The organism is Rhodoferax sp. SPJ21 (assembly GCF_058216335.1).
Genome location: NZ_JBYZMO010000002.1, coordinates 120,167 through 141,143, shown reverse-complemented (window position 1 = coordinate 141,143; position 20,977 = coordinate 120,167). Strand labels below are relative to the sequence as shown.

Sequence of the window (20,977 nt, the reverse complement as noted above, 5' to 3'; positions counted from 1 at the left end):
AAGCGCTGCTTGCCTTAGCGCACCACTTCGGCGGGCTGGCTGGCCACGGCGGCTGCGGCCTTAGGGCGCGGCGCGGCGATGGCAGCGCTGGGCGTGGCCTCCACCGGGTCCTGCCAATGCAGCACTTCCAGGCGCCCGTCCATGTGCTCCACCAGGGCGGTGCGGCTCTCTACCCAGTCGCCGTCGTTGCAGTACAGCGTGCCGTTGATGGTGCGCATCTCGGCGCGGTGGATATGGCCGCAGACCACGCCGTGGTGGCCGCGCTTGCGGGCCTCGGCGGCTACGGCGTCTTCAAAGTCGGTGACGTAGTTCAGCGCGGTCTTTACCTTGCCCTTCAGGTACGACGATAGCGACCAATAGGGCAGGCCCATGCGCGCGCGAAAGCTGTTCAGGTGGCGGTTCAGCTTCAGCGTCAGCTCGTACAGGTTGTCGCCCAGATAGGCCAGCCATTTGGCGTACTGCACCACGGCGTCGAAGTGGTCGCCGTGCACCACCCACAGCTTGCGGCCATCGGTGGTGACGTGCACCGCGTCCTGCACCACCTCGATGCCGCCGAAGTGGTGGCCTACGAAGCCGCGTGCGAACTCATCGTGGTTGCCGGGCACAAAGATCACGCGGCAGCCTTTGCGGGCGCGGCGCAGCAGCTTTTGCACCACGTCGTTGTGGGCCTGCGGCCAGTACCAGCGCCGGCGCAGCTGCCAACCGTCGATGATGTCGCCCACCAGGTACAGGTAGTCGCTGGGGTGCGCTTTCAAAAAGCGCAACAGCGGCTCGGCCTGGCAGCCGGGTGTACCCAGGTGCAGGTCCGAGATGAAGATGCAGCGGTAGCGCTGGCCATGGCCGATGTCGTCGTCATGGTCGTGCTCTGTGCTCCCGGGCTTGGGCTGCAGGGCCGCCAGCCAGGGCGCCGTGCCTGCACGGCCTGCGTCAAACTGCTGCAGCATCGGCGCTCCTGCGGCACAGGATGGGCGTCAAATCGGGCATGGCGGCTCCTTGTCAAAGCGATGTCCCGCCAGTGTGTCGCGCTGATGTGACGGCTCCACGGCATTGCTGTGTCATTTGCATGACACGGCAACGCCGTGCGCTTACGCGGTGCGCGTGATGGTCAGCCGCACGCTGCCGTGGTTGTTGCCATACAGGCTCCATACGTCGTTGGCAAAGCAGAACAGGTAGCCGGGGTTTTGCACCTGGAAGGCGTTGTGTTCATGCGCGGGCAAGTCCAGGTACTCGTGCGGGCTGGGGCTGCCGTCGTTGGGCACGATGGCGTCCACGCCGGAGTCGTTGGCGATGGCGCCCACCAGCGTGAACCAGCCGTAGCTCTCCACCCGTTTGCTCAGCCAGAAATCGGTGGACGGATTCTTGCTGGCCTTCTTCACCAGGTCTTCTATGTGGCCCAGGGCCGAGCCGCCCAGGCGGATGATGTCGCCAGCTGTGAAGTTGCCGTCTTCGGTGCCACGCCAGTCGCAAGCGTCGTTGGCATCCAGCCATTCCCCAGTGGCACTGAAGCGGTATTTTTCGCCCGCCGCCAGGTACACGCCGCTGGCGTTCCACTGGGTGTCGGCGTGCACGTCCAGCGTGTGGCTTTGGCCGGGTGCTAGCCGGGTGGTGGGGTGGTAGGCGGGGTAGGCGATGGGCGACGCAGCCTGGCGCGCCAGCACGCTGGGGTGGAACAGCGCCTGGTTGGCTGGCACCATCGCCTCCAGTTTGCGTGGGCGCGAGCGCAGCTTGGCAAATGCACCTTTGTAGGAGTTGTGCAGCACGCCCAGTGGGTTGGGTTTGAGTATGTCTTGCACCCCGGGGCGGAAGGTAATGCCGGCGGCCTGGGCCTCTTGCATCATCCATTGCAGTGCGCTGTCGGAGAGATCTGTGTTGGCATAGCCGCCGCCCACATTGCAGTGCACGCCGGGAAACCACAACTCCTTTGCGTCCGGGTGCTCGCTGGCATTGGCCCAGCGCGTGACGGTGAAGCTGGCGCGAATTTCGTCGATGGCCATGGCATGGCGTGCGGTGCGCACATGGGCGCCCAGCCGGGTATCGTGGAAGCGCCATTTTTCGGCGTTGTCAAACAGGTTCAGTAGCTCCAGGTCGTCTGGTACGCCTAAAGCGCCCACCGTGTCCCACACGCCGATGAAGCGTATTGGCGTGGCGTCCAGGCCGTGGAAGAAGTTCCAGCCAGCGGCCCAGCGGCGGTCGTCCAGTGTGCGTTTTTCGTACTGCTGGTAGGCCGCGTAGGCCGCGTCCACGCGGGCCCAGGCGTCCTTGGGCGGCAGGTTGCGCAGGTCCAGCAGGCCTCGGCCCAGCAGACCGCCCAGGCTGCGTGCGGTGAAGGCACCCCGGCTGAAGCCGAAGATGTAGATCTCGTCGCCCGGTTCGTACTGCGTGGCCAGCCAGTGGTAGGCGCTGCAGATGTGCTTGCTGATGCCCGCGCCCACGGCGCCGCCGGCGGCCGTCTCCAGCAGATGGGTCTTGGCGCCCACGCCGGGGTGGTAGTAGGAGACTTGTTCCACCCCGTCGCTGCTGTGCAATGCCAGGGCGTTGTGCAGCTTGACCACATTGGTCGGTGCAAGCACACCGTTGTCTTCCTGGTCGGGGGCGTTCCAGGTACCGTCGTTGGAAATGATGAGTCGCTTCATAGTGCTGCGGTGGTGGTGCGGGCGGGGCCGCAGGTTGGGCGTGAAAGAAGGCCATTCTTATTCTGTGCAGGCTTTCGGCAAATAGCAATCTGCGTCGGCACGCGCTGCGGCGCGGTAGATAATTGCCACATGTTCTTCCTGCGCCACACACACGCCATTGCCCGCTGGGCGCTGCTGTGCTTTGTGTTGTCGCTGGGTGTGGCGATCGCCGCGCCGCTGGTCAACCACCAGTCGCTGGAGCTGGTCTGCTCCAGCGTGGGTAGTGTCAAGCTGCTGGTCAAGTCGGCCGACGGCAGCAGCCAGGTGGTAAGCCAGATGGGCGACTGCCCGCTGTGCATCACCGGTGGTGGCCTGCCACCGCCCGAGGTGCAGCTGCGTGTGGCGCCCGCCCAGCCGCTGGCCTATGCGCTGCGCAGCATCCCCGCCGCGCGCCTGGCCTGGCTGACCGCTGCGCCCCTGCCCGCACGCGGGCCCCCGACCTTCCTCTGACTATCAAATGTGTAGCTGCCAGCGCAGGTTGTATCTGCGCTGGAGGCTTGTTTCGTCTTGATCCAGAGGTTGTTCCATGTCTTTTTCTTTTGCTATTAAATTCGTAGCTGCTTGCGCAGTATCCGTGTGCGCCAGCAGCACTTTTGCCCATATTGTTCTGGCCGAGCCCGCCGCCTTGGGCAACACCGGCTACAACGCGGCCCTGCGCGTGGGCCACGGCTGCAACGGCACTGCCACCACGGCCATCCGCGTCACCGTGCCGGCTGGCTTCCAGGGCGCCAAGCCCATGCCCAAGGCGGGCTGGGTGTTGTCCACCGTGGTCGGCAAGCTGGACAAGCCGTTGGATGACCACGGCAAGCAGATCACCGAAGGTGTGACCAGCATCACCTGGACCGCATCCCCCGGCAACGCGCTGCCCGATGCCTACTTCGACGAATTCGTGCTGCGCGGCAGCCTGCCGGCTACCGGTGGTGAGGGTGGTGCGATGTGGTTCAAAGTGCTGCAAACCTGCGAACAAGGCAGCACCGACTGGGCCGAGATTCCGGCCCCCGGCAAATCTGCGCATGACCTGAAATCGCCCGCTGCCAAGCTGGAAATCATCCCCTCCGACCACGTCGGCGGCCACCAACATTGAGGCTTTGATTACTATGAAATTTATAGCTATTGCCGCAGCTATTCTCTGCGCTAGCGGGCTTTTTTATCAAAATGCGTATGCCCAAAACGTAGTGGTCAAGGACGCCTGGGTCCGCACCAGCGTACAGGGTCAAAAGGCCTCTGGCGCCTTTATGACCCTGACCGCCAAGGAAAACACCAAGCTGGTGGCCGTGTCCACCCCCGTGGCCGGCCTGGCCGAGGTGCACGAGATGAAGATGGACGGCGACGTGATGCGCATGCGCGCGGTGCAGGGTGGCCTGGACTTGCCCGCTGGCAAGCCCGTGGCACTGAGCCCCGGCGGGTTCCACGTCATGCTGATGGACCTGAAAGCAGCCCTGCCCAAGGACAGCACCATCCCGCTGACGCTGACCTTCAAGGACGCCAAGGGTGTGGAAAGCAAGCTGGACCTGAAGCTGCCCGTCGCCACGGTAGCCCCTGGGGCCAGCAGCGCAGGTGCCGGGCACGGCGCGCACGCGGACCACGTCCACTAAGGCGCGTCGGTCTTTCCGGCCCCTATTCAGCCCCCGGTTGCCGGGGCTGCTGCAGGGCTGACGCCCTGTCGATCTGAATGTCCCGCGCCGACAGGCGCATCTGTAGCTGTATGCACCCCATTTTGGGGTCGCATGGGGCTGCGCAATCTATTTTCAAACTATGACTTCCGCGACTGCAACGGCGCCTGCGCGCGCCACGGGTACGTCCCGTTTTTATGCCACGGCCTGGCGTTGGCACTTCTACACCGGTCTGTTCGTTGTGCCCTTTTTGGTGGTGCTGGCGGTGACCGGCCTGGTGATGGTGTACTTCACCGGCTTTCAAACCCGGCTGGGCCCGACGGTGTATGTCGCGCCCCAGGGCCAGACACAGCCCGTGACGGCCCAGTTCAAGCCCGTACTGACGCAGCTCCCCGCCGCCCAGCTGCGCGAGTACATCGCCCCCAAGGCGCCCGACCTTGCCAGCTGGTTCCTGATGGCGCACGACGGTGTCACCGATGCGGTGGCCGTGAACCCCTACACGGCCGAGGTGCTCAAGGTGGTGAACAAGGACAGCACCGTATTTGCCTGGGCCCGGCAGATCCACGCCAAGCTGCTGCTGGGCGCGGTCGGCGGCTACCTGATGGAAGTGGCCGCAGGTTTGGGCATTGTGATGGTCATCACCGGCCTTTATTTGTTTTGGCCGCGCCAGTTGAACCAGTGGTCCGAAGTGCTGCTGCCCGATTGGCGGGCCACTGGCCGCAAGTGGTGGAAGTCTTTGCACTCCAGCCTGGGCATTTGGTTGGGCGTGGTGTTGTTCCTATTCCTGCTCAGCGGCATGTCGTGGACCAGCGTATGGGGTGCGAAGTATGTGCAACCCTGGAGCACATTCCCGGCCAGCAAGTGGGACGCCGTGCCGACATCGGACGCCACCCATGCTGCGCTCGACAGTGGTGGCATACGCGGTGCGCCCTGGGGGCTGGAGCAAACGCCGCTGCCGGTATCCGGCTCGCAGCTCGGCACGCCGGGCATCCTGGCCGGTGAAGCCGTCAACCTGGATGGCGTGGCCGCGCTGGCCCAGCGCCTGGGGTTCACCGGGCAGTACCACATCAACGTACCGCAGGACGCCACGGGCGTGTACTCCATCTCGGCCGACACCATGAACGGCGATATGGGCAATCCCTTCCAAGACCGCTTTGTGCACGTAGACCGTTACACCGGTCGCATCCTGGCCGAGGCAGCCTATGCCGACTATTCGCCCATGGCCAAGGCCATGGCGGTGGGCATTGCCTTGCACCAGGGCGACGTGGGGCTGTGGAGCGCCTGCGCCAATGTGCTGTTTTGCCTGGCCGTGGTGCTGCTGTGCGTCAGCGGCGTGGTGATGTGGTGGCTGCGGCGCCCCAAGGGCAGCGGCCGTTTGGCGGCACCCAGCGTGCCCGCCCAGGCCCCGCTGTGGAAGGGCGGCGCAGTGGTGATGCTGCTGACCGCGCTGGCATTCCCCTTGGCCGGTGGCGTACTGCTGGCGGTGCTGCTGCTGGACTGGCTGCTGATCTCGCGCTTTTCAGCGCTGAGAACCGTACTGTCTTGATGCCATGCACCTGGCGACAGTTCAAACATTCCACGGAAGCAATCACGTTGGTGCTCTTTCTGCGCCGAGAAGGTCATCGCTTTAATCGATAGATGCCAAATGCCAAATGCCCCGCCTAAAATGCCGTCGTTGGTGCTCGCGGCGTGGTTCACATGCCGCAGTTCAACGGGAAGCAGGAGTGTGATGGGGCAACAACCCATCGCGCCACCTGCGCTGCCCCCGCAACGGTCAATTGGATGGATGGAGCTGTGTCTCCATTCCGCTTTCATCAACCAGCCACTGAGCGCCCTGAACAAGCGCTTGGGAAGGCGATGGAAGTTGTGCCATCAGCCCGGATACCGGCCAACAAGGTGCGTTGCATGGATGTGCGGCGTTGACGTTCATGCCCTGGCGGGGAAGCCAGGGAGAACTCTTATCGGGTCCTTGATTCCATGAAAACTCTTTCATTGACCATCTCTGGATGGCGAAACCACGTCTGGGTGCAACGCATGTACCTTTCAAACCGCGCACCATTCTTTCAACCTGCGTTACCACTTGAGGAAATACACCATGCACATTGAACCCGGACTTGTTGACGGCAGCAAAATCATTCTGAGCTACGCGACTGCGCTGGCGGCCCTTGGCTACAGCGCCAAACTCGCGGTAGATGCTGTGAAGAAGGATGGCATGCTGGCCTTGCTGCTGCGCTCTGCCATCACCACCGCCCTGGTGTTCAGCTTTTTTGAACTACTGCCGCACCATCCCGTGGGTGTGTCCGAGGTGCACCTGATTCTGGGCACGACCCTGATGCTGATTTTTGGTGTGGCACCCGCGGCCATCGGCTTGGCAGCGGGTTTGTTGGTCCAGGGCCTGTTTTTCGAATGGCAAGACGTGCCCCAGTACGGAATGAACGTCACGACCTTGCTTGTGCCCCTGTTTGCCACTTCTGCGCTGGCGCGCCGCATCATCCCGGACACCGTGGCCTATGTGGACATTGGCTACCAGCAGGCGTTCAAGCTGTCGGTGGCATACCAAGGTGGCATCGTGGTCTGGGTTGGCTTCTGGGCTTTGTATGGCCGAGGCGTCGGAGCTGAAAACCTGGGCCAGATCGCCAGCTTTGGCGCTGCCTATATGACGGTCGTGCTGGTAGAGCCTCTGGTAGACCTGGGCGTGCTGGCTGCTGCCAAGGCCTGGCGCCGACTGCAAGGCACAGCCTTGGTCGAGCAGCGTTTGTACAGCGCCGTGTGAGGTTTGTCTCTGGTGGACTAGCCATCTCTTCTGGTGTTGGTTGGGGTAAGCTGTGTAGGCAACACCCAAGGAGACACCATGAGCGATACATCCGCCTTTGATTTCAGCAAATTCGTGCCCGGTTTTGACTTCCTGAAGAACCTGGGCAAGGGGGCGGCTGGCGCTGCCCCGGCGTCGCCACTCGGCGGTTGGGTGGCGCCCACCATCAATGTGGAAGAGCTGGAAAAGCGCATCACCGAGCTGAAGGCGGTGCAGTTCTGGCTGGACCAGAATGCGGTGGCGCTGAAAGCCACCATCCAGGCGCTGGAGGTGCAGAAAATGACCCTGGCCACACTCAAGGGCATGAACTTCAGCATGGCCGACCTGGCGGATGCCTTCAAGCTCAAACCCACCCCCGCGCCCGAGGCAGCACCCGAGCCTGAACCGGAACCCACGCCTCCACCCCAGGCCGCCGCACCTGAGCCCCAAGCCGAGCCCGCAGCCCCGCTGCCCGGCGTGGTGGACCCACTGAAATGGTGGGGCTCGCTGACCGAACAGTTCCAGCACATTGCCGGCGCTGCGTTGAAAGATGCTGGCACCCAGGCCGCGCTGGAAAAGAGCAAGGACCTGGCCAGCAACTTTGCGGCGGAGGCGCTGAAAAGCGTGGGCGAGTTCGCCAAGGCCGCCACCCCCAAGGCCAAGCCCGCTGCCGAACCCCAAGCTGCCCCGGCCAAGGCCGCAGCCAATAAGACGCCCGCCAAAAAAGCCCCTGCTAAAAAAGCTGTTCCCAAAAAGCGCGTAATCTGAGGCTTTATTTTTTCGGACGCTAGGCCCATGCCTGCCCTCAAACTTTTCCCCCATGGCCATGCCACGCACCCCCAGTGGCGCATGGCAGCCGGCCTGGTGCTGGCCCAGCTGCGTGCGCAGATGGCGCTGCCGGATTACGCCAACGCGCCCAGCCTGGGCCTGCTCTACATCACCGACCATTACGCTGGCGATGCGCAGGACATCCTGGACCACCTGAGCGGCGAGCTGCCCGAGGTGACCGACTGGTCAGGCACCGTCGGCATAGGCATTGCCGCCAACAATGTCGAGTACTTTGACGAGCCCGCGCTCAGCGTCATGCTGTGCGACCTGCCGGCCGACCAGTACCGCGTGTTCTCCGGCGTGGCGCCGCTGGGTCTGGGCTTTGAGGCGCATACCGCCCTGGTCCACGCCGACGCGAACACCCACGACCTGACCGAGCTGGTGGCCGAGATGGCCCAGCGCACCGAGACTGGCTACCTGTTCGGCGGCCTGGCCTCCAGCCGCACCCGCTCGGTACAGTTTGCCGTGGGTGGCAACGGCAATATCAAAGGCCATGGCGCGGCTGGTGGCGTGTTCAGCGGCGGTCTTAGCGGCGTGGCCTTTGCCGATGGCGTGCACCTGGTGTCGCGCATCACCCAGGGCTGCCAGCCCATCAGCGCCAACCGCACGGTCACGGCCTCGGACGGCAACCTGGTGTTGGAACTGGACGGCCAGCCCGCGCTGACCGTGCTGCTGCACGACCTGGGCGTGAACCTGGCCCAGCCGCAAGAGGCCTTGGCCAAGGTGCGCAACACCCTGGTCGGGCTGACGCGCTCGCCCGCCGGCGATGCCATGCTGCGCACCGCGCATTTCGGCAGCGACGTGGTGGTGCGCCACATCATCGGCCTGGACCCCGCGCGCGAAGGCATTGCCATTGCCGACACGGTCGAGGTCGGCACCCGGTTGGCCTTTTGCCAGCGCAATATGCAGGCCGCGCGCTCCGACCTGGTGCGCATCTGCGCCGAAATCCGTGAAGAGCTGGAGCCCGAGGAGCTGTCGGTAGAGATCGCCGCCGCGCTCGCCGTCCCCGAGGCCGAATCCGCCCCACACCCGGCACGGCGCATTGCCGGGGCTGTGTACGTCAGCTGCACCGGCCGTGGCGGCAACCATTTCGGCGGCCCCAGCGCCGAGCTGCAGATCGTGCGCCGCGCGCTGGGCGATGTGCCCCTGGTGGGCTTCTTCGCCGCCGGCGAAATCGCCCGGCAGAATTTGTATGGGTATACGGGCGTGTTGACGGTATTTACGGACAGCGTTTCGGCCTAGGCAACTCGTTCGCCCTGAGCTTGTCGAAGGGCCCTTCGACAAGCTCAGGGCGAACGGTTGATGGGCTTTGAACCGCAGCGTTTCAGCGCCTCAATGCGGTAAACGCCGCAAACTCCCAACGCCGCATGCCCAGCAGCAGGGTGTAGCCCTCCAGCGCGGCTTCGGGCAGCTTCTGGTCGGCCAGGTGCTGTTGCGCAAAGTCCTGCGCCACGCGCTGCAGCCGCTCCAGAAACAGCGGCGCCAGGCTGCGGCTGACGCTGCCGTGCACCAGCAGCAGGCCCTCGCCGGGGCCGTCAAAACCGCCGTTGTAGTAGTCCAGCAGCACGTCCTCGCGGAAGAACTGCATCACCGGCCCGTGCGGCAGCCAGCGAAAGGTCTTGGCCAGCTTCAGGCGGTAGCGGTTCAGCGGGCGCAGCTCGATGATGCCGACGCGGTCCAGCTGGGCCAGGCAGCGTATGCACTCGGCCTCGCTCAGGCGGTAGCTGGCCACGATCTGCTCCAGCGTCCACTGGCTCAACACGCAGATCGCCACCAGCAGTAGCTTCTTGTCGGCCACCACGGCGCGCTCCTGCTCCTGCGTCAGCCCGGCCAGCAGCGGCTGGGCATCGGCCACGCGGCGGGCCAGCTCGGCAAAGTCCAGTTTCAGCGCACGGCAGATGGCGTCCACACGCGACAGCGGCATGTCGCCCTTGGCCAGCATGCGCTTCACACTGGACTCGGCCACGCCCAGCTGCACGGCCAGGTCGGCATAGGTCATGTGCGCGGCTTTGAGTTCCTTCTTCAGGGCGGTAACGAGGTCGGCGGTGGTGCTCATAGGTATCGATTATTGATACCTTTTGGGGCGCTGGGTCAGTCCAGTTCGAAATGCTGCCGCCGCCGTGGTAGGCGTGTCACATACTGACGCCACCATCAAGGCACACGCAATTTGGCAAGTGCCATGGTGCTTGCGCTGGTCTTGAAGTAGCTATATTTTTAATAGCTTTACCCGCACATAGAATGTGCGTCACAGCCATATTGGGTTTATAAAAATGACGACACAGACAGCCGATGTTCCTGCCGATCAAGCACCCGTTCAAGCGCACCCGAACCAGTTCGCCCTGTTGAAGCAGCGCCGCTTCGCGCCGTTCTTCTGGACCCAGTTTTCCGGCGCGGCGAACGACAACCTGTTCAAGTTCTCGTTCACGGTGATGGTGACCTACCAGCTCAGCGTCAGCTGGCTGCCGCCGGCCATGGCCGGGCTCGTGATTGGGGCGTTGTTCATCCTGCCGTTTTTGCTGTTCTCGGCCACCAGCGGCCAGCTGACCGACAAGTTCCCCAAGACGGCCATGATCCGCGCGGTGAAGAACCTGGAGATCGCCATCATGCTGTTGGCGGCCTATGGCTTCTTCACCAGCAATGTGGCGGTGCAGGTGCCGGTGCTGCTGTCTTGCGTGTTTTTGATGGGCCTGCATTCCACGCTGTTCGGGCCGGTGAAGTTTGCCTATCTGCCGCAGGTGCTGAATGATGCCGAGCTGACCGGCGGCAACGGCATGGTCGAGATGGGCACCTTCGTGGCCATCTTGCTGGGCGACATCGTCGGCGGCCTGCTGGTGGCCGTGCCCGAGGTGGGCCACACGGCGGTGGCCATTGGCTGCGTGGGTCTGGCGCTGGTGGGGCGTTGCGTGGCGCAGGCGATTCCGCAGCTGCCAGCCACCGACCCGGGCCTGAAGATCAACTGGAACCCGTTCACCGAAACCTGCCGCAACCTGCAGCTGGCGCACGGCAATCTGGTGGTGTTCCGCTCGCTGCTGGGCATCAGCTGGATGTGGTTCTTTGGCGCGGTGTTCTTGAGCCAGTTCCCCAGCTTTGCCAAGGAAGTGCTGCACGGCGACGAGCAGGTAGCCACGCTGCTGCTGGTGGTGTTCTCTATCGGTATCGGCACCGGCTCGCTGCTGTGCGAGGTGCTGAGCCGCCGCCATGTGGAGATCGGCCTGGTGCCGCTGGGTGCCATCGGCATGAGCGTGTTTGCGGTGGACCTGTACTTTGCATCGCGTGGCCTGCCCGATACGGGTGTGATGGGCCTGGGTGCCTTCGTGGCGCAGGCCGCGCATTGGCGGGTGATGGCCGACCTGGCGCTGCTGAGCCTGTTTGCCGGCTTGTACAGCGTGCCCATGTATGCGCTGATCCAGCTGCGCAGCCAGCCCACGCACCGGGCGCGCATCATCGCCGCGAACAACATCTTGAACGCGCTGTTCATGATTGCCAGCTCGGTGCTGGCCGGCGCGCTGCTGGGCGCGGGCTGCACCATTCCGCAGATATTCCTGTTCACCGGCTTGGCGAATGCGGTGGTGGCTGCCTACATCTTCCTGGTGGTGCCCGAGTACCTGCTGCGCTTTGTGGCCTGGCTGCTGTCGCACTGCGTATACCGCTTCAAGGTGCAGGGCGACGAGCACATCCCGGTGCACGGCGCGGCCATTCTGGCCTGCAACCACGTGAGCTTTGTCGACGCGGTGTTGCTGATGGCGGCCAGCCCGCGCCCCATCACCTTCTTGATGGACCACCGCATCTTCCAGGTGCCGGTGCTGGGCTGGCTGTTCCGCCTGGCCAAGGCCATCCCCATCGCCCCGCGTGCCGAAGACCCACAGGCCTACGAGGCCGCCTTTGCCGCCGCCGCCAAGGTGCTGGCCGATGGCGATCTGCTGGGCATCTTCCCCGAAGGCGGGCTGACCAAGGACGGCCAGCTGCAGGAGTTCAAGGGCGGCATCATGAAGATTCTGGAGGCCGCACCAGTGCCGGTGATTCCCATGGCCTTGACCAATCTGTGGGGCTCGTTCTTCAGCCGCATCGAAGGCGGCACGGCCATGGCCAAGCCCTTTCGGCGCGGCGTGCTGAACCGGGTGGGGCTGAATGTGGGGCAGCCCATGGCGGCGGCAGAGGTGCAGCCGGAGCTGCTGCGGGCGCGGGTGGCGGGGTTGTTAGCCGCCCATCCGTAGCCTACGCGCAGCATCCTCCGCCCGCGCGTCGTCGATCTCGCGCAGCACGCTGCCCATGTCTACCGCGCCGGCCTTCGCGGTGTACTTGCCGGTGAGCGCCACCTCGGTGGTCAGCAGGCCGCGCTGGTACAGCTCCCACATTTCCGGGCCATAGGCCGTGTGCCGCAGTTCGGGGGCGAACTGGCCGAAGAAGTCGCGCAGGTTCGCCACGTCGCGCAGCAGCATGCGCTGGGCATGGTTGTTGCCGGCGGCGTCCACCGCCTGGGGCAGGTCGATGATGACGGGGCCGTCGGCAGCCAGCAGGATGTTGAACTCTGACAAATCGCCGTGCACCGTGCCCGCGCAGAGCATGCGCACCACCTCGGCCAGCAGCGTGGCGTGGTGGCGGCGGGCGTCTTCGGGGCTGAACACCACGTCGTTCAGGCGCGGGGCGGCGTCGCCATGGGCGTCGGTCACCAGCTCCATCAGCAGCACACCTTCAAAGAAGTTGTAGGGCTTGGGCACGCGCACGCCGGCATCGGCCATCTTGTACAGCGCATCGACCTCGGCGCTTTGCCAGGCCGCCTCTTGCGCCTCGCGGCCGAATTTGCTGCCCTTGGCCATGGCGCGGGCCTGGCGGCTGTTCTTCACCTTGCGGTTCTCGGTGTAGTCCACCGCCTGGCGGAAGCTGCGGTTGGTCGCTTCCTTGTAGATCTTGGCGCACAGGGTGTGGTCGCCGCTGCGCACCACGTAGACCATGGCTTCCTTGCCGCTCATCAGCTGGCGGACCACGGTGTCGATCAGGCCTTCTTCGACCAAGGCTTGCAGTCTGGGTGGTGCTTTCATCCTGGCGATTGTGCATGCAGTGGGTAGCGGTCAGAAAGTATCGTTTTTTCATACCTTGCAGCTTATTTTTTGCCACTGGTGCTGAAAAATGCACGGCCTAGCGTGGCGGCTTTTGATAATCGCGGCCATCTTCAACCACTAGCCAGAGGGCAGCATGCAAAACACCAAACAAGTTCTGATCCACCGTGACTCCAAAGCCTGGTCTTTGCAGGTCTGGGTCTCGTTCGCCCTGGCGGTCTTTGTCTGTGCCGTGGGCCTTGCCTATCTGCCCGGCAAGGACCTGGACCGCGCCTTCATGGTAATGGGCTACTTCTTCTGCCTGACGGCGGCGTTCGTGTTGTCCAAGTTTGTGCGTGACAACGAAAAAACCCAGGGCGACCTGCGCACTGCCGACACGCCCATGTTCAAGCTGGTGGTCTGGGGCGGCTTCTTCCTTGCCATGGGCCTGACCGGCTGGGGTCTGGTGCGCATGGAGGTGAACGATACCTACAAGGCCTTTCTGGGCGTGAGCTGGCTCTACCTGATCACCGGCAGCTTCACCCTGGCCAAGACTTTGCGCGATAGGCATGAGGCTGATGTGGCCGATGCCCAGCTGCGCAACCGCCAGCACCGCGCCGACGCTGAATAACTTCTGGAGACTTTCATGCGAAACCCAATTGCTAGTATTTTTATAGCTGCCTGCGCAGGTATCTTCTGCGCTACAGCCCCATTTGATGCCAAAGCCCAAAGCGAGGCATCTGCGCTGAGCGCCGTGTCGGCCCTGCCGATTGCCTCGGTAGTGGTGGGCTCGACGGCGGCGGCCAGCGCGGTCGTGGCCCTGCCGGTGGTACTGCTGACGGCGGGTGCGGTGTTGGTGGTGAAGACGGTGCAGTCCACCGCCCGCGGCACGGTGTACCTGCTGGAACGCGCCTCGGACGGCGCCCAGGCCAGCGTGGAGATCGGCGCCAGGGCCGTGTCGGGCACGGCGCTGGCGGTGGGCAGCGTGGTGACGGTCAGCGTCATCGGGGCCGGCGTGGTGCTGTCGGCGGCGGGCGAGGCGATTGCCTTCATTCCCAACGCCCTGGGCCGGGCCTTGCTGTACAACGAAAAAGTCACGGGCTAGTCGGCCATGCGGACCCGTTTCTTCTCCATTCTCTGGCTCTGCGCTGGCCTGTGGCTGGCCCAGCCCGCGTTGGCAGGGCGCAACTGCGCCGCCGAGCAGCCGCCCAAGGCCGCCACGGTAGAGCGCAGCCTGACCCTGGCCGAGCGCACCCTTGCGGCGCTGGACGCCAGCGGTGCACGCGTAGTCATCCTGGCCCGCGCGGGCCAGGACCTGGGCGCCTACGGCCTGCGCTACTCGCACCTCGGCCTGGCCTACCAGCAGCCCGACGGGCAGGGCGGCCATGTGTGGCGCGTGCTGCACAAGCTCAACCAGTGCGGCACGCCGGACGCCGCCATTTACCGCCAAGGCCTGGGCGAGTTCTTCCTGGACGACTTGTGGCGCTATGAAGCCGCCTGGGTCGTGCCCACGCCCGAGGTGCAGGACCGCCTGCTGGCGCTGCTGCAGGACCCGGCCCGCGCCACCCGCCTGCACACTAAGCCCTACAGCCTGGTCAGCTACGCCTGGGGCACGCGCTACCAGCAGTCCAACCAGTGGGCGATGGAAACCCTGGCCTCGGCCATGGAGCCTGGTGCCGACAGCCGGTCGCGCGCCCAGGCCTGGCTGCAGTTCAAGGGCTATGAACCCACGGCGCTGCACATCGGCCCGCTGACGCGTCTGGGGGCGCGTGCGACGCAGGCGAATGTGGCCTTTGACGACCACCCGAATGCCAAGCGCTTCAGCGACCGCATCGAGACAGTCACCGTAGACTCGGTGTTTGCCTGGTTGCAGCGGGCCCAGCTGGGCCAGGCGCCGGTCCGTTTGTCCCTGTGAAGGAGTTGCGATGAGCAAAACACTGCGTTTGTCTGAAAAATGGTTCCGCCGTGGCCTGTGGCTGGTAGCCCTTGTGTTCGGCGGCTTCTTGATCGGCCTGGGCGGCAGCATCGTCGGCGACCTGCCGCAGGTGGAGCACCAGTACAGCCAGGAGGACTTCATCGACAAGCCCGCCGCCGCCCAGGCGCGTGCCGCTGTGAAGACCGGCCAGCAGGCCGAGCAAGAGGCCAACACCGCGCTGGAGCAGGCGCAGCTGAAGCTGCAGGTGGCGCAGACCGATGCCGCAGCCGCGCGCGAAACCTTCGACAACTGGCTGGCCACCCGCCACGCCACCGGCAGCGCCGACCAGGACCCCGAGCTGCTATCGCGCACCAAGGCGCTGGACAAACTCAAGGCCGCCGAGCGCAGCGCCCAGAGCCAGATCGAACAGCTGGAGCAACGCGCCCTGGACGCCCGCCAGTCGGTGCAGGCCGCTCACAAGCAGCTGTCCACCCTGGAGCAGAAGGCTCAGGAAGGCCTGTACGCCGAGCAGCGCAAGCAGGAGCTGCGGGTGTTCGGCTACCGGCTGGCGCTGACCCTGCCCTTGCTGGTGGTGGCCGGCTGGCTGTTTGCCAAGAAGCGCAAGAGCACCTACTGGCCGTTTGTCTGGGGCTTCATTTACTTTGCGCTGTTCGCCTTCTTCATCGAGCTGGTGCCCTACCTGCCCAGCTACGGCGGTTATGTGCGCTACGTGGTCGGCATCGTACTGACCGTGCTGGTGGGCCGCCAGGCCATCGTGGGCCTGAACCGCTATCTGGAAAAACAAAAGCTGGCCGAAGCCCTGCCCGATGCCCAGCGGCGCGAAGAACTCAGCTACGACGTGGCCCTGGCCCGCCTGGCCAAAAGCGTGTGCCCCGGCTGCGAGCGCCAGGTAGATTTGAAAGATGCCGGCATCGACTTCTGCCCGCACTGCGGCATCGGCCTGTTCGACCACTGCAAACCTTGCAACACCCGCAAGAGCGCATTTGCCAAGTTCTGCCACGCATGTGGAACCCCGGCATAGGCTGGGGGCTTCATCGGGGCGAGCGGGGCGCAGGGAAGCTCGGCCCGTAAGATACCGTTAACCCCTGCCCCACCTTTCTCGCCTCTTTTCGCCCCGCAACGGGGCTACCCACCATGAGCTTTCTGACCCATTTGCGCCAGCGTATACCCCTGTTCGCCTTGACTGCGGGCGCCTTCGGCATCGGCTCCACCGAATTCGTCATCATGGGTTTGCTGCCCGAGGTGGCGGCGGACTTGAAGGTGTCCATTCCGTCTGCCGGCATGCTGGTCACCGGCTATGCGATGGGCGTGGTGGTGGGGGCGCCGGTGATGGCGGCGGCCTTGTCCAAGGCGCCGCGCAAGGGGTCCTTGCTGTTGCTGATGGCCATCTTCATGCTGGGCAACCTGCTGTGCGCTGTGGCGCCCAGCTTCGGGCTGATGATGGCGGCGCGCGTGTTCACCGCGTTTGCGCATGCGGCCTTCTTCGGCATGGGCGCGGTGGTGGCGGCCGACCTGGTGCCGCGAGACCAACGTGCCCAGGCCATGGCCCTGATGTTTGCGGGCTTGACCGTGGCCAATGTGCTGGGCGTGCCCGGCGGCACGGCGCTGGGCCAGGCCCTGGGCTGGCGCTACACCTTTGCGGTGGTCGCGGTCATCGGCCTGGTGGCGCTGGTGGGCCTGGCGGCCTTGCTGCCCAAGATGGCCGCCGTGCCAGGCCCGGGCCTGGCCCAGGAGTTCGGCATGCTGCGCGACCCGCGCGTGCTGCTGGGCATGGCCTTGAGCGGCGTGTCGGCTGCCAGCCTGTTTTCCGTCTTCACCTATGTGCGGCCGATTTTGGCCAACGTGACCCAGGTGAACGACCATGATGCGAGCCTGTTTCTGCTGATCTTCGGCGTGGGGCTGACCGTGGGCAACTTGCTGGGCGGCCGGCTGGCCGACCGGCGCCCGCTGCGCATGCTGGTGGCTGTTTTCTTCTTGTTGAGCCTGTTGTTGGCGGGCTTTACCGTAGCCAGCGCCTACTGGTGGCCGTGCCTGGTGATGCTGTTCGTCTGGGGCATGGTGTCGTTTGCCGCTGTGCCGGCACTGCAGATCCGCGTGATGGACGCCGCGCACAACGCGCCTAACCTGGCGTCTACCCTGAACCAGGGCGGCTTCAACATCGGTTGCGCGGGCGGTGCCTGGCTAGGCGCCACGGCCCTGCAGTCTGGCGTGTCATATACCCACCTACCCTGGGTCGGCGCCGCTTTGGCGCTGCTGGCTTTCAGCATGACCTTCCTGGCCCGCGCGCAAGACCGCAAGTACGCGCACCGCACAGCCAGCGCGCGCGAGGCCGCGATGTTTGCGCATTGAATTTCAAGCAAAAAACGCCGCTGGCGCAGGTTTTTCCTGCGCGAGAAGCTATGTTTTATGTAGCGCTACGGTTCAGACCCCGCGCGCCCGGTCGGCCTTGAACTGCGCGCGGAACTGGCCGAAGCTGCCGGCGTCCAGCGCCTCGCGGATTTCGCGCATCAGGTTCAGGTAGTAGTGCAGGTTGTGCACCGTGGTCAGCATGGGGCCCAGCATTTCGCCGCAGCGGTCCAGGTGGTGCAGGTAGGCACGGCTGAAACCGTCGCGGCCACCGTCGGCCCAACTCACGCCAGAGGTTCCGGCACACGCGTGGCAGGTGCAGGTCGGGTCCAGCGGCTGGTGGTCGGTCTTGTGCCGTGCGTTGCGCAGCTTCAGGTCGCCGTAGCGCGTGAAGATGGTGCCGTTGCGCGCGTTGCGCGTGGGCATCACGCAGTCAAACATGTCCACGCCATCGGCCACGCCCTGCACCAGGTCTTCGGGTGTGCCCACGCCCATCAGGTAGCGCGGCTTATTCGCCGGCAGCAGGTGCGGCGTGTGCGCCATGATCTCCAGCATCTCGTCCTTGGGCTCGCCGACCGAAACGCCGCCCACGGCGTAGCCGGGGAAGTCCATTTCGACCAGTGCCTGCAGCGACTCCTGGCGTAAGTTGGTGTACATGCCGCCCTGCACGATGCCGAACAGCGCATTGGGATTGCCCAGGCGTTCAAACTCGTCCTTGGAGCGCTTGGCCCAGCGGCGGCTCATCTCCATGGACTTGCGCGCCTCGGCCTCGGTGGTCTTGTGGCCATTGGTCTCGTACGGTGTGCACTCGTCGAGCTGCATCACGATGTCGGAGTTCAGCCCGGTCTGGATCTGCATGCTGACCTCGGGCGACATAAACAGCTTGTCGCCGTTCACCGGTGAGGCGAAGGTCACGCCTTCCTCGGTGATCTTGCGCATCGCACCCAGGCTCCACACCTGGAATCCGCCTGAATCGGTGAGGATGGGCTTGTTCCACTTCTCGAAGCCGTGCAGGCCACCGAAGCTCTGCATCACATCCCGCCCTGGCCGCATCCACAGGTGGAAGGTGTTGCCCAGGATGATTTGCGCGCCCATTTCTTCCAGGCTGCGCGGCATCACGCCCTTGACCGTGCCGTAGGTGCCCACGGGCATGAAGATCGGGGTTTGCACCACGCCGTGGTTCAGCGTCAGCGCGCCACGGCGCGCATGGCTGCCCAGGTAGCTGCCGTCGGCAGAAGGGGCGTCAGTCTTGAGTAGGTCGAATTGCAACATGGTCAGGCGGTCTTTCGCTGGAGCAGCATGGCATCGCCATAGCTGAAGAAACGGTATTGGTGGGCGATGGCGTGGCGGTACAGGTCCATGACGTGCTCATAGCCGGCCAACGCGCTCACCAGCATCATCAGGCTGGACTTGGGCAAATGGAAGTTGGTCACCAGCAGGTCCACATGCTGGAACGCAAAGCCCGGGGTGATGAAGATGCGCGTGTCGCCGCTGGCCACGCCCGACTGGGCCCAGGACTCCAGCGTGCGTACGGTGGTGGTGCCCACGGCGACCACGCGGCCGCCACGGGCCTTGCAGGCGGCAATGGCTTGCTGGGTGGCGGCGGGTACTTCGTACCACTCGCTGTGCATCTGGTGCTCGGCGATGTTCTCGGTCTTTACCGGCTGGAAGGTGCCGGCGCCCACGTGCAGGGTGACGCTGGCGCGCTGCACGCCCTGGGCTTCCAGTTGGGCCAGCAGGGCTTCGTCAAAGTGCAGGGCGGCGGTGGGCGCGGCCACGGCGCCGGGTGCGCGGGCGAATACGGTCTGGTAGCGCTGCGCGTCCTCGGCCGAATCGGTGTGCGTGATGTAGGGCGGCAGCGGCACATGGCCGTGGCGCTCCATCAGGGTGTAGGGGTCATCGCCTGCGTCGTTACTGAGCACGAAGCGGAACAGCGTGCCGTCGGCATCGGGCCAGCGGCCCAGCAGGGTGGCGCGGAAGCCAGGCTCACCCACCAAGTCGATGGTGGCACCTGGCTCGGGCTTTTTGCTGACGCGCATATGGGCGGCGACCTGGTTGCCGGTCAGCACGCGCTCGACCAGCAGCTCGACCTTGCCGCCGCTGGATTTTTCGCCGAACAGGCGGGCTTTAAGCACCTTGGTGTCGTTAAAGACCAGCAGGTCGCCGGCTTGGAGCAGGCTGGGCAGGTCGCGGAAGATGCGGTCCTGGGCGGTGGTGCCCGTGCCGTCCAGCAGGCGGGAGCTGCTGCGTTCAGGGGCGGGGTGCTGGGCGATCAGGGCCTCAGGCAGGATGAAGTCGAAATCGCTGAGGGAATAGGTGCGCATGGAACTTGAGGGCTGGACAAACCCATACCAAGAGTTGGGGAACAACCCGCGATTGTCCCATGCGCGGCGACCAGGTCGGTAGGGCTAGCTACCGCTGGCCCATAGCTCGTCTAGGTCCGCGAAGTTCCAGAAGGCGGGGTTTTCGCGACCGACGATCTTTTCTTTGGTGGTCGATGCGGCCAGGTCCACCACTTCCGGGGGGATGCGCATTTCGGATTTGGTCGAGTAAAACACCTTGACCAGGGGCTTGAGCAGGCTGCTGGGGTTTTGCTCGGTCACCACGCCCAAGCGGCCCGACGCCAGCTTGACCAGGGAGCCTACCGGGTAGATGCCCAGGCTTTTCACAAAGGCCTGAAACACCATCGGGTCCAGATGGCCCGAGGTCCATTCGGCCATGCGCTTGATGGATTCGGCGGGGTCCCAGCCCTTTTTATAGGGGCGGTTGGAGGTGATGGCGTCGTACACATCGCAGACCGCGCCCATGCGGGCGAACAGGCTCATGGCACCGCCCTTTTGCTGGTCGGGGTAGCCGGTGCCGTCGGTGCGCTCGTGGTGGTGTAGCACCACGTCCAGCACGATGTTGTCCACCGCCTGGCCTTCGACGAGCATGCTGTAGCCCTTCAGGGGGTGGGACTTGATGACGTCGAACTCGGCGTCGGTCAGCTTGCCGGGCTTGTTCAGCACCTCCATGGGCATCAGGGCCTTGCCCAGGTCATGCAGCAGGCCGGCCAGGCCCAGGGAGCGGATTTGCTCTTCCTTCAGGCGCAGCTGGCGGCCCAGTGCAATCATCAGGGCGCATACCGCCACGGAATGCATGTAGGTGTAGTCGTCTACCGACTTCAGCCGGGCCAGGCTGATCAGTGCGCCGGGGTTGCGGGCCACCGAGTCGGAGATTTCCTGCACCAGATGGCCGGCCAACTCGGTATTCACCGCGTTGCCCATGCGGGCTTCCTGGAACATGGCGACGACGGCCTCTTTGGCCTTGTTGCAGATGTTGGCGGCGCGCTTTAGTTCTACGGCAGCGGAGGTGGGGGCGGTATCGCGTAAGGGCTCGGGCAGGGTGAATTCGTCTTCCAGTGTCGCGAACATAGAGGCGGCTTCGGCCATAGGGGACTCGCCGACCGCAATGTCACGTCCCTTTTGGGTATCTATCCACACTTCCTGGATGGCGCTGGCCTTGGCACGGACCAGATCCTGGGGGTCGGTCAGCACAAAATGGTTGCGCCAGAACGGGTGGTCCATCCAGGGCCCGCAAAAGCCGTCAATGTGCATTCCTAGCGTCAGGTGTTCAACTTTGATTCTTTTGAGCATAGGACAAGAAAAACGAGCGAGTGACGTGGCGCCCTCATCAGCGGCACGGACCAGCATACATACATAGTATGGCCCAGGATGCTGGGTCTGCCGTCACAAAGTTTGCGCTGTGCGCTATGG

Annotated in this window: 20 protein-coding genes and 1 riboswitch; of the genes, 13 read left to right on the top strand and 7 right to left on the bottom strand. The window is 64.6% G+C overall.

The annotated features are described in order from the left end of the window. Positions 1–14: 14 nt before the first annotated feature. Positions 15–944, bottom strand: a complete 930-nt coding sequence (locus AC4BBN_RS08395) for a UDP-2,3-diacylglucosamine diphosphatase (protein ID WP_490591538.1) — start codon at positions 942–944, stop codon at positions 15–17. A gap of 141 nt (positions 945–1,085) precedes the next feature. Continuing rightward, complete coding sequence (locus AC4BBN_RS08390) at positions 1,086–2,633, bottom strand: T6SS phospholipase effector Tle1-like catalytic domain-containing protein (protein ID WP_490591537.1); 1,548 nt, start codon at positions 2,631–2,633, stop codon at positions 1,086–1,088. Between the two features lie 129 nt (positions 2,634–2,762). Here AC4BBN_RS08390 and AC4BBN_RS08385 point away from each other — a divergent pair, with 129 nt between their 5' ends. From AC4BBN_RS08385 to AC4BBN_RS08355, 7 genes are all read left to right on the top strand, one after another. Further along, complete coding sequence (locus AC4BBN_RS08385; RefSeq protein ID WP_490591536.1) at positions 2,763–3,122, top strand: DUF2946 family protein; 360 nt, start codon at positions 2,763–2,765, stop codon at positions 3,120–3,122. 76 nt (positions 3,123–3,198) lie between these two features. Beyond that, positions 3,199–3,756, top strand: a complete 558-nt coding sequence (locus tag AC4BBN_RS08380) for a YcnI family protein (protein ID WP_490591535.1) — start codon at positions 3,199–3,201, stop codon at positions 3,754–3,756. 13 nt (positions 3,757–3,769) lie between these two features. Further along, entirely contained in the window at positions 3,770–4,267 is a 498-nt protein-coding gene (locus AC4BBN_RS08375; protein ID WP_490591534.1) for a copper chaperone PCu(A)C, read from the top strand. Between the two features lie 160 nt (positions 4,268–4,427). Further along, entirely contained in the window at positions 4,428–5,831 is a 1,404-nt protein-coding gene (locus tag AC4BBN_RS08370; protein ID WP_490591533.1) for a PepSY-associated TM helix domain-containing protein, read from the top strand. A gap of 113 nt (positions 5,832–5,944) precedes the next feature. Continuing rightward, positions 5,945–6,192, top strand: a riboswitch (cobalamin riboswitch). A 188-nt stretch (positions 6,193–6,380) separates the two neighbouring features. Beyond that, positions 6,381–7,058, top strand: coding sequence for an energy-coupling factor ABC transporter permease (locus AC4BBN_RS08365; RefSeq protein WP_490591532.1), 678 nt, complete (start codon positions 6,381–6,383; stop codon positions 7,056–7,058). 78 nt (positions 7,059–7,136) lie between these two features. Then, positions 7,137–7,844: a PhaM family polyhydroxyalkanoate granule multifunctional regulatory protein gene (locus AC4BBN_RS08360; protein ID WP_490591531.1), complete on the top strand. Its 708-nt coding sequence runs from the start codon at positions 7,137–7,139 to the stop codon at positions 7,842–7,844. Positions 7,845–7,871: 27 nt separating this feature from the next. After that, positions 7,872–9,146, top strand: coding sequence for an FIST signal transduction protein (locus AC4BBN_RS08355; protein ID WP_490591530.1), 1,275 nt, complete (start codon positions 7,872–7,874; stop codon positions 9,144–9,146). An 82-nt stretch (positions 9,147–9,228) separates the two neighbouring features. Here AC4BBN_RS08355 and AC4BBN_RS08350 read toward each other — a convergent pair whose 3' ends face one another. After that, entirely contained in the window at positions 9,229–9,960 is a 732-nt protein-coding gene (locus tag AC4BBN_RS08350) for a helix-turn-helix domain-containing protein (protein WP_490591529.1), read from the bottom strand. A 214-nt stretch (positions 9,961–10,174) separates the two neighbouring features. Between AC4BBN_RS08350 and AC4BBN_RS08345 the strand changes: the two genes are divergently transcribed. Next, the gene (locus AC4BBN_RS08345) at positions 10,175–12,118 is read left to right on the top strand and encodes an MFS transporter (RefSeq protein WP_490591528.1); all 1,944 of its coding nucleotides are present in this window, start codon (positions 10,175–10,177) and stop codon (positions 12,116–12,118) included. On the opposite strand, the gene AC4BBN_RS08340 is transcribed toward AC4BBN_RS08345, so the two are convergent. Next, positions 12,101–12,943 (bottom strand): PA4780 family RIO1-like protein kinase, encoded by an 843-nt coding sequence (locus tag AC4BBN_RS08340; protein ID WP_490591527.1) that lies wholly within the window; start codon positions 12,941–12,943, stop codon positions 12,101–12,103. The genes AC4BBN_RS08345 and AC4BBN_RS08340 overlap by 18 nt on opposite strands. A gap of 154 nt (positions 12,944–13,097) precedes the next feature. On the opposite strand from AC4BBN_RS08340, the gene AC4BBN_RS08335 reads away from it, so the two are divergent. The 5 genes from AC4BBN_RS08335 to AC4BBN_RS08315 all read left to right on the top strand — a co-directional run bounded on the left by AC4BBN_RS08335 (position 13,098) and on the right by AC4BBN_RS08315 (position 17,225). Further along, on the top strand, positions 13,098–13,571 hold the full coding sequence (locus AC4BBN_RS08335) for a YiaA/YiaB family inner membrane protein (RefSeq protein WP_490591526.1): 474 nt from the start codon (positions 13,098–13,100) through the stop codon (positions 13,569–13,571). A gap of 15 nt (positions 13,572–13,586) precedes the next feature. Then, positions 13,587–14,045 (top strand): hypothetical protein, encoded by a 459-nt coding sequence (locus AC4BBN_RS08330; RefSeq protein WP_490591525.1) that lies wholly within the window; start codon positions 13,587–13,589, stop codon positions 14,043–14,045. Positions 14,046–14,051: 6 nt separating this feature from the next. Continuing rightward, positions 14,052–14,855: a DUF2145 domain-containing protein gene (locus AC4BBN_RS08325; RefSeq protein WP_490591524.1), complete on the top strand. Its 804-nt coding sequence runs from the start codon at positions 14,052–14,054 to the stop codon at positions 14,853–14,855. Between the two features lie 10 nt (positions 14,856–14,865). Then, positions 14,866–15,897: a serine endopeptidase gene (locus AC4BBN_RS08320; protein WP_490591523.1), complete on the top strand. Its 1,032-nt coding sequence runs from the start codon at positions 14,866–14,868 to the stop codon at positions 15,895–15,897. A gap of 113 nt (positions 15,898–16,010) precedes the next feature. After that, positions 16,011–17,225 carry an MFS transporter gene (locus tag AC4BBN_RS08315; RefSeq protein WP_490591522.1) on the top strand — a complete coding sequence of 405 codons (1,215 nt, stop codon included), beginning with the start codon at positions 16,011–16,013 and terminating at the stop codon, positions 17,223–17,225. Between the two features lie 72 nt (positions 17,226–17,297). Here the strand turns inward: AC4BBN_RS08315 and tgt are convergent, their stop codons facing one another. The 3 genes from tgt to AC4BBN_RS08300 all read right to left on the bottom strand — a co-directional run bounded on the left by tgt (position 17,298) and on the right by AC4BBN_RS08300 (position 20,857). After that, the gene (tgt, locus tag AC4BBN_RS08310; protein ID WP_490591521.1) at positions 17,298–18,494 is read right to left on the bottom strand and encodes a tRNA guanosine(34) transglycosylase Tgt; all 1,197 of its coding nucleotides are present in this window, start codon (positions 18,492–18,494) and stop codon (positions 17,298–17,300) included. Between the two features lie 2 nt (positions 18,495–18,496). Continuing rightward, positions 18,497–19,546, bottom strand: a complete 1,050-nt coding sequence (queA, locus tag AC4BBN_RS08305; protein ID WP_490591520.1) for a tRNA preQ1(34) S-adenosylmethionine ribosyltransferase-isomerase QueA — start codon at positions 19,544–19,546, stop codon at positions 18,497–18,499. Positions 19,547–19,630: 84 nt separating this feature from the next. Then, entirely contained in the window at positions 19,631–20,857 is a 1,227-nt protein-coding gene (locus AC4BBN_RS08300) for an HD-GYP domain-containing protein (protein WP_490591519.1), read from the bottom strand. Positions 20,858–20,977: the final 120 nt, after the last annotated feature.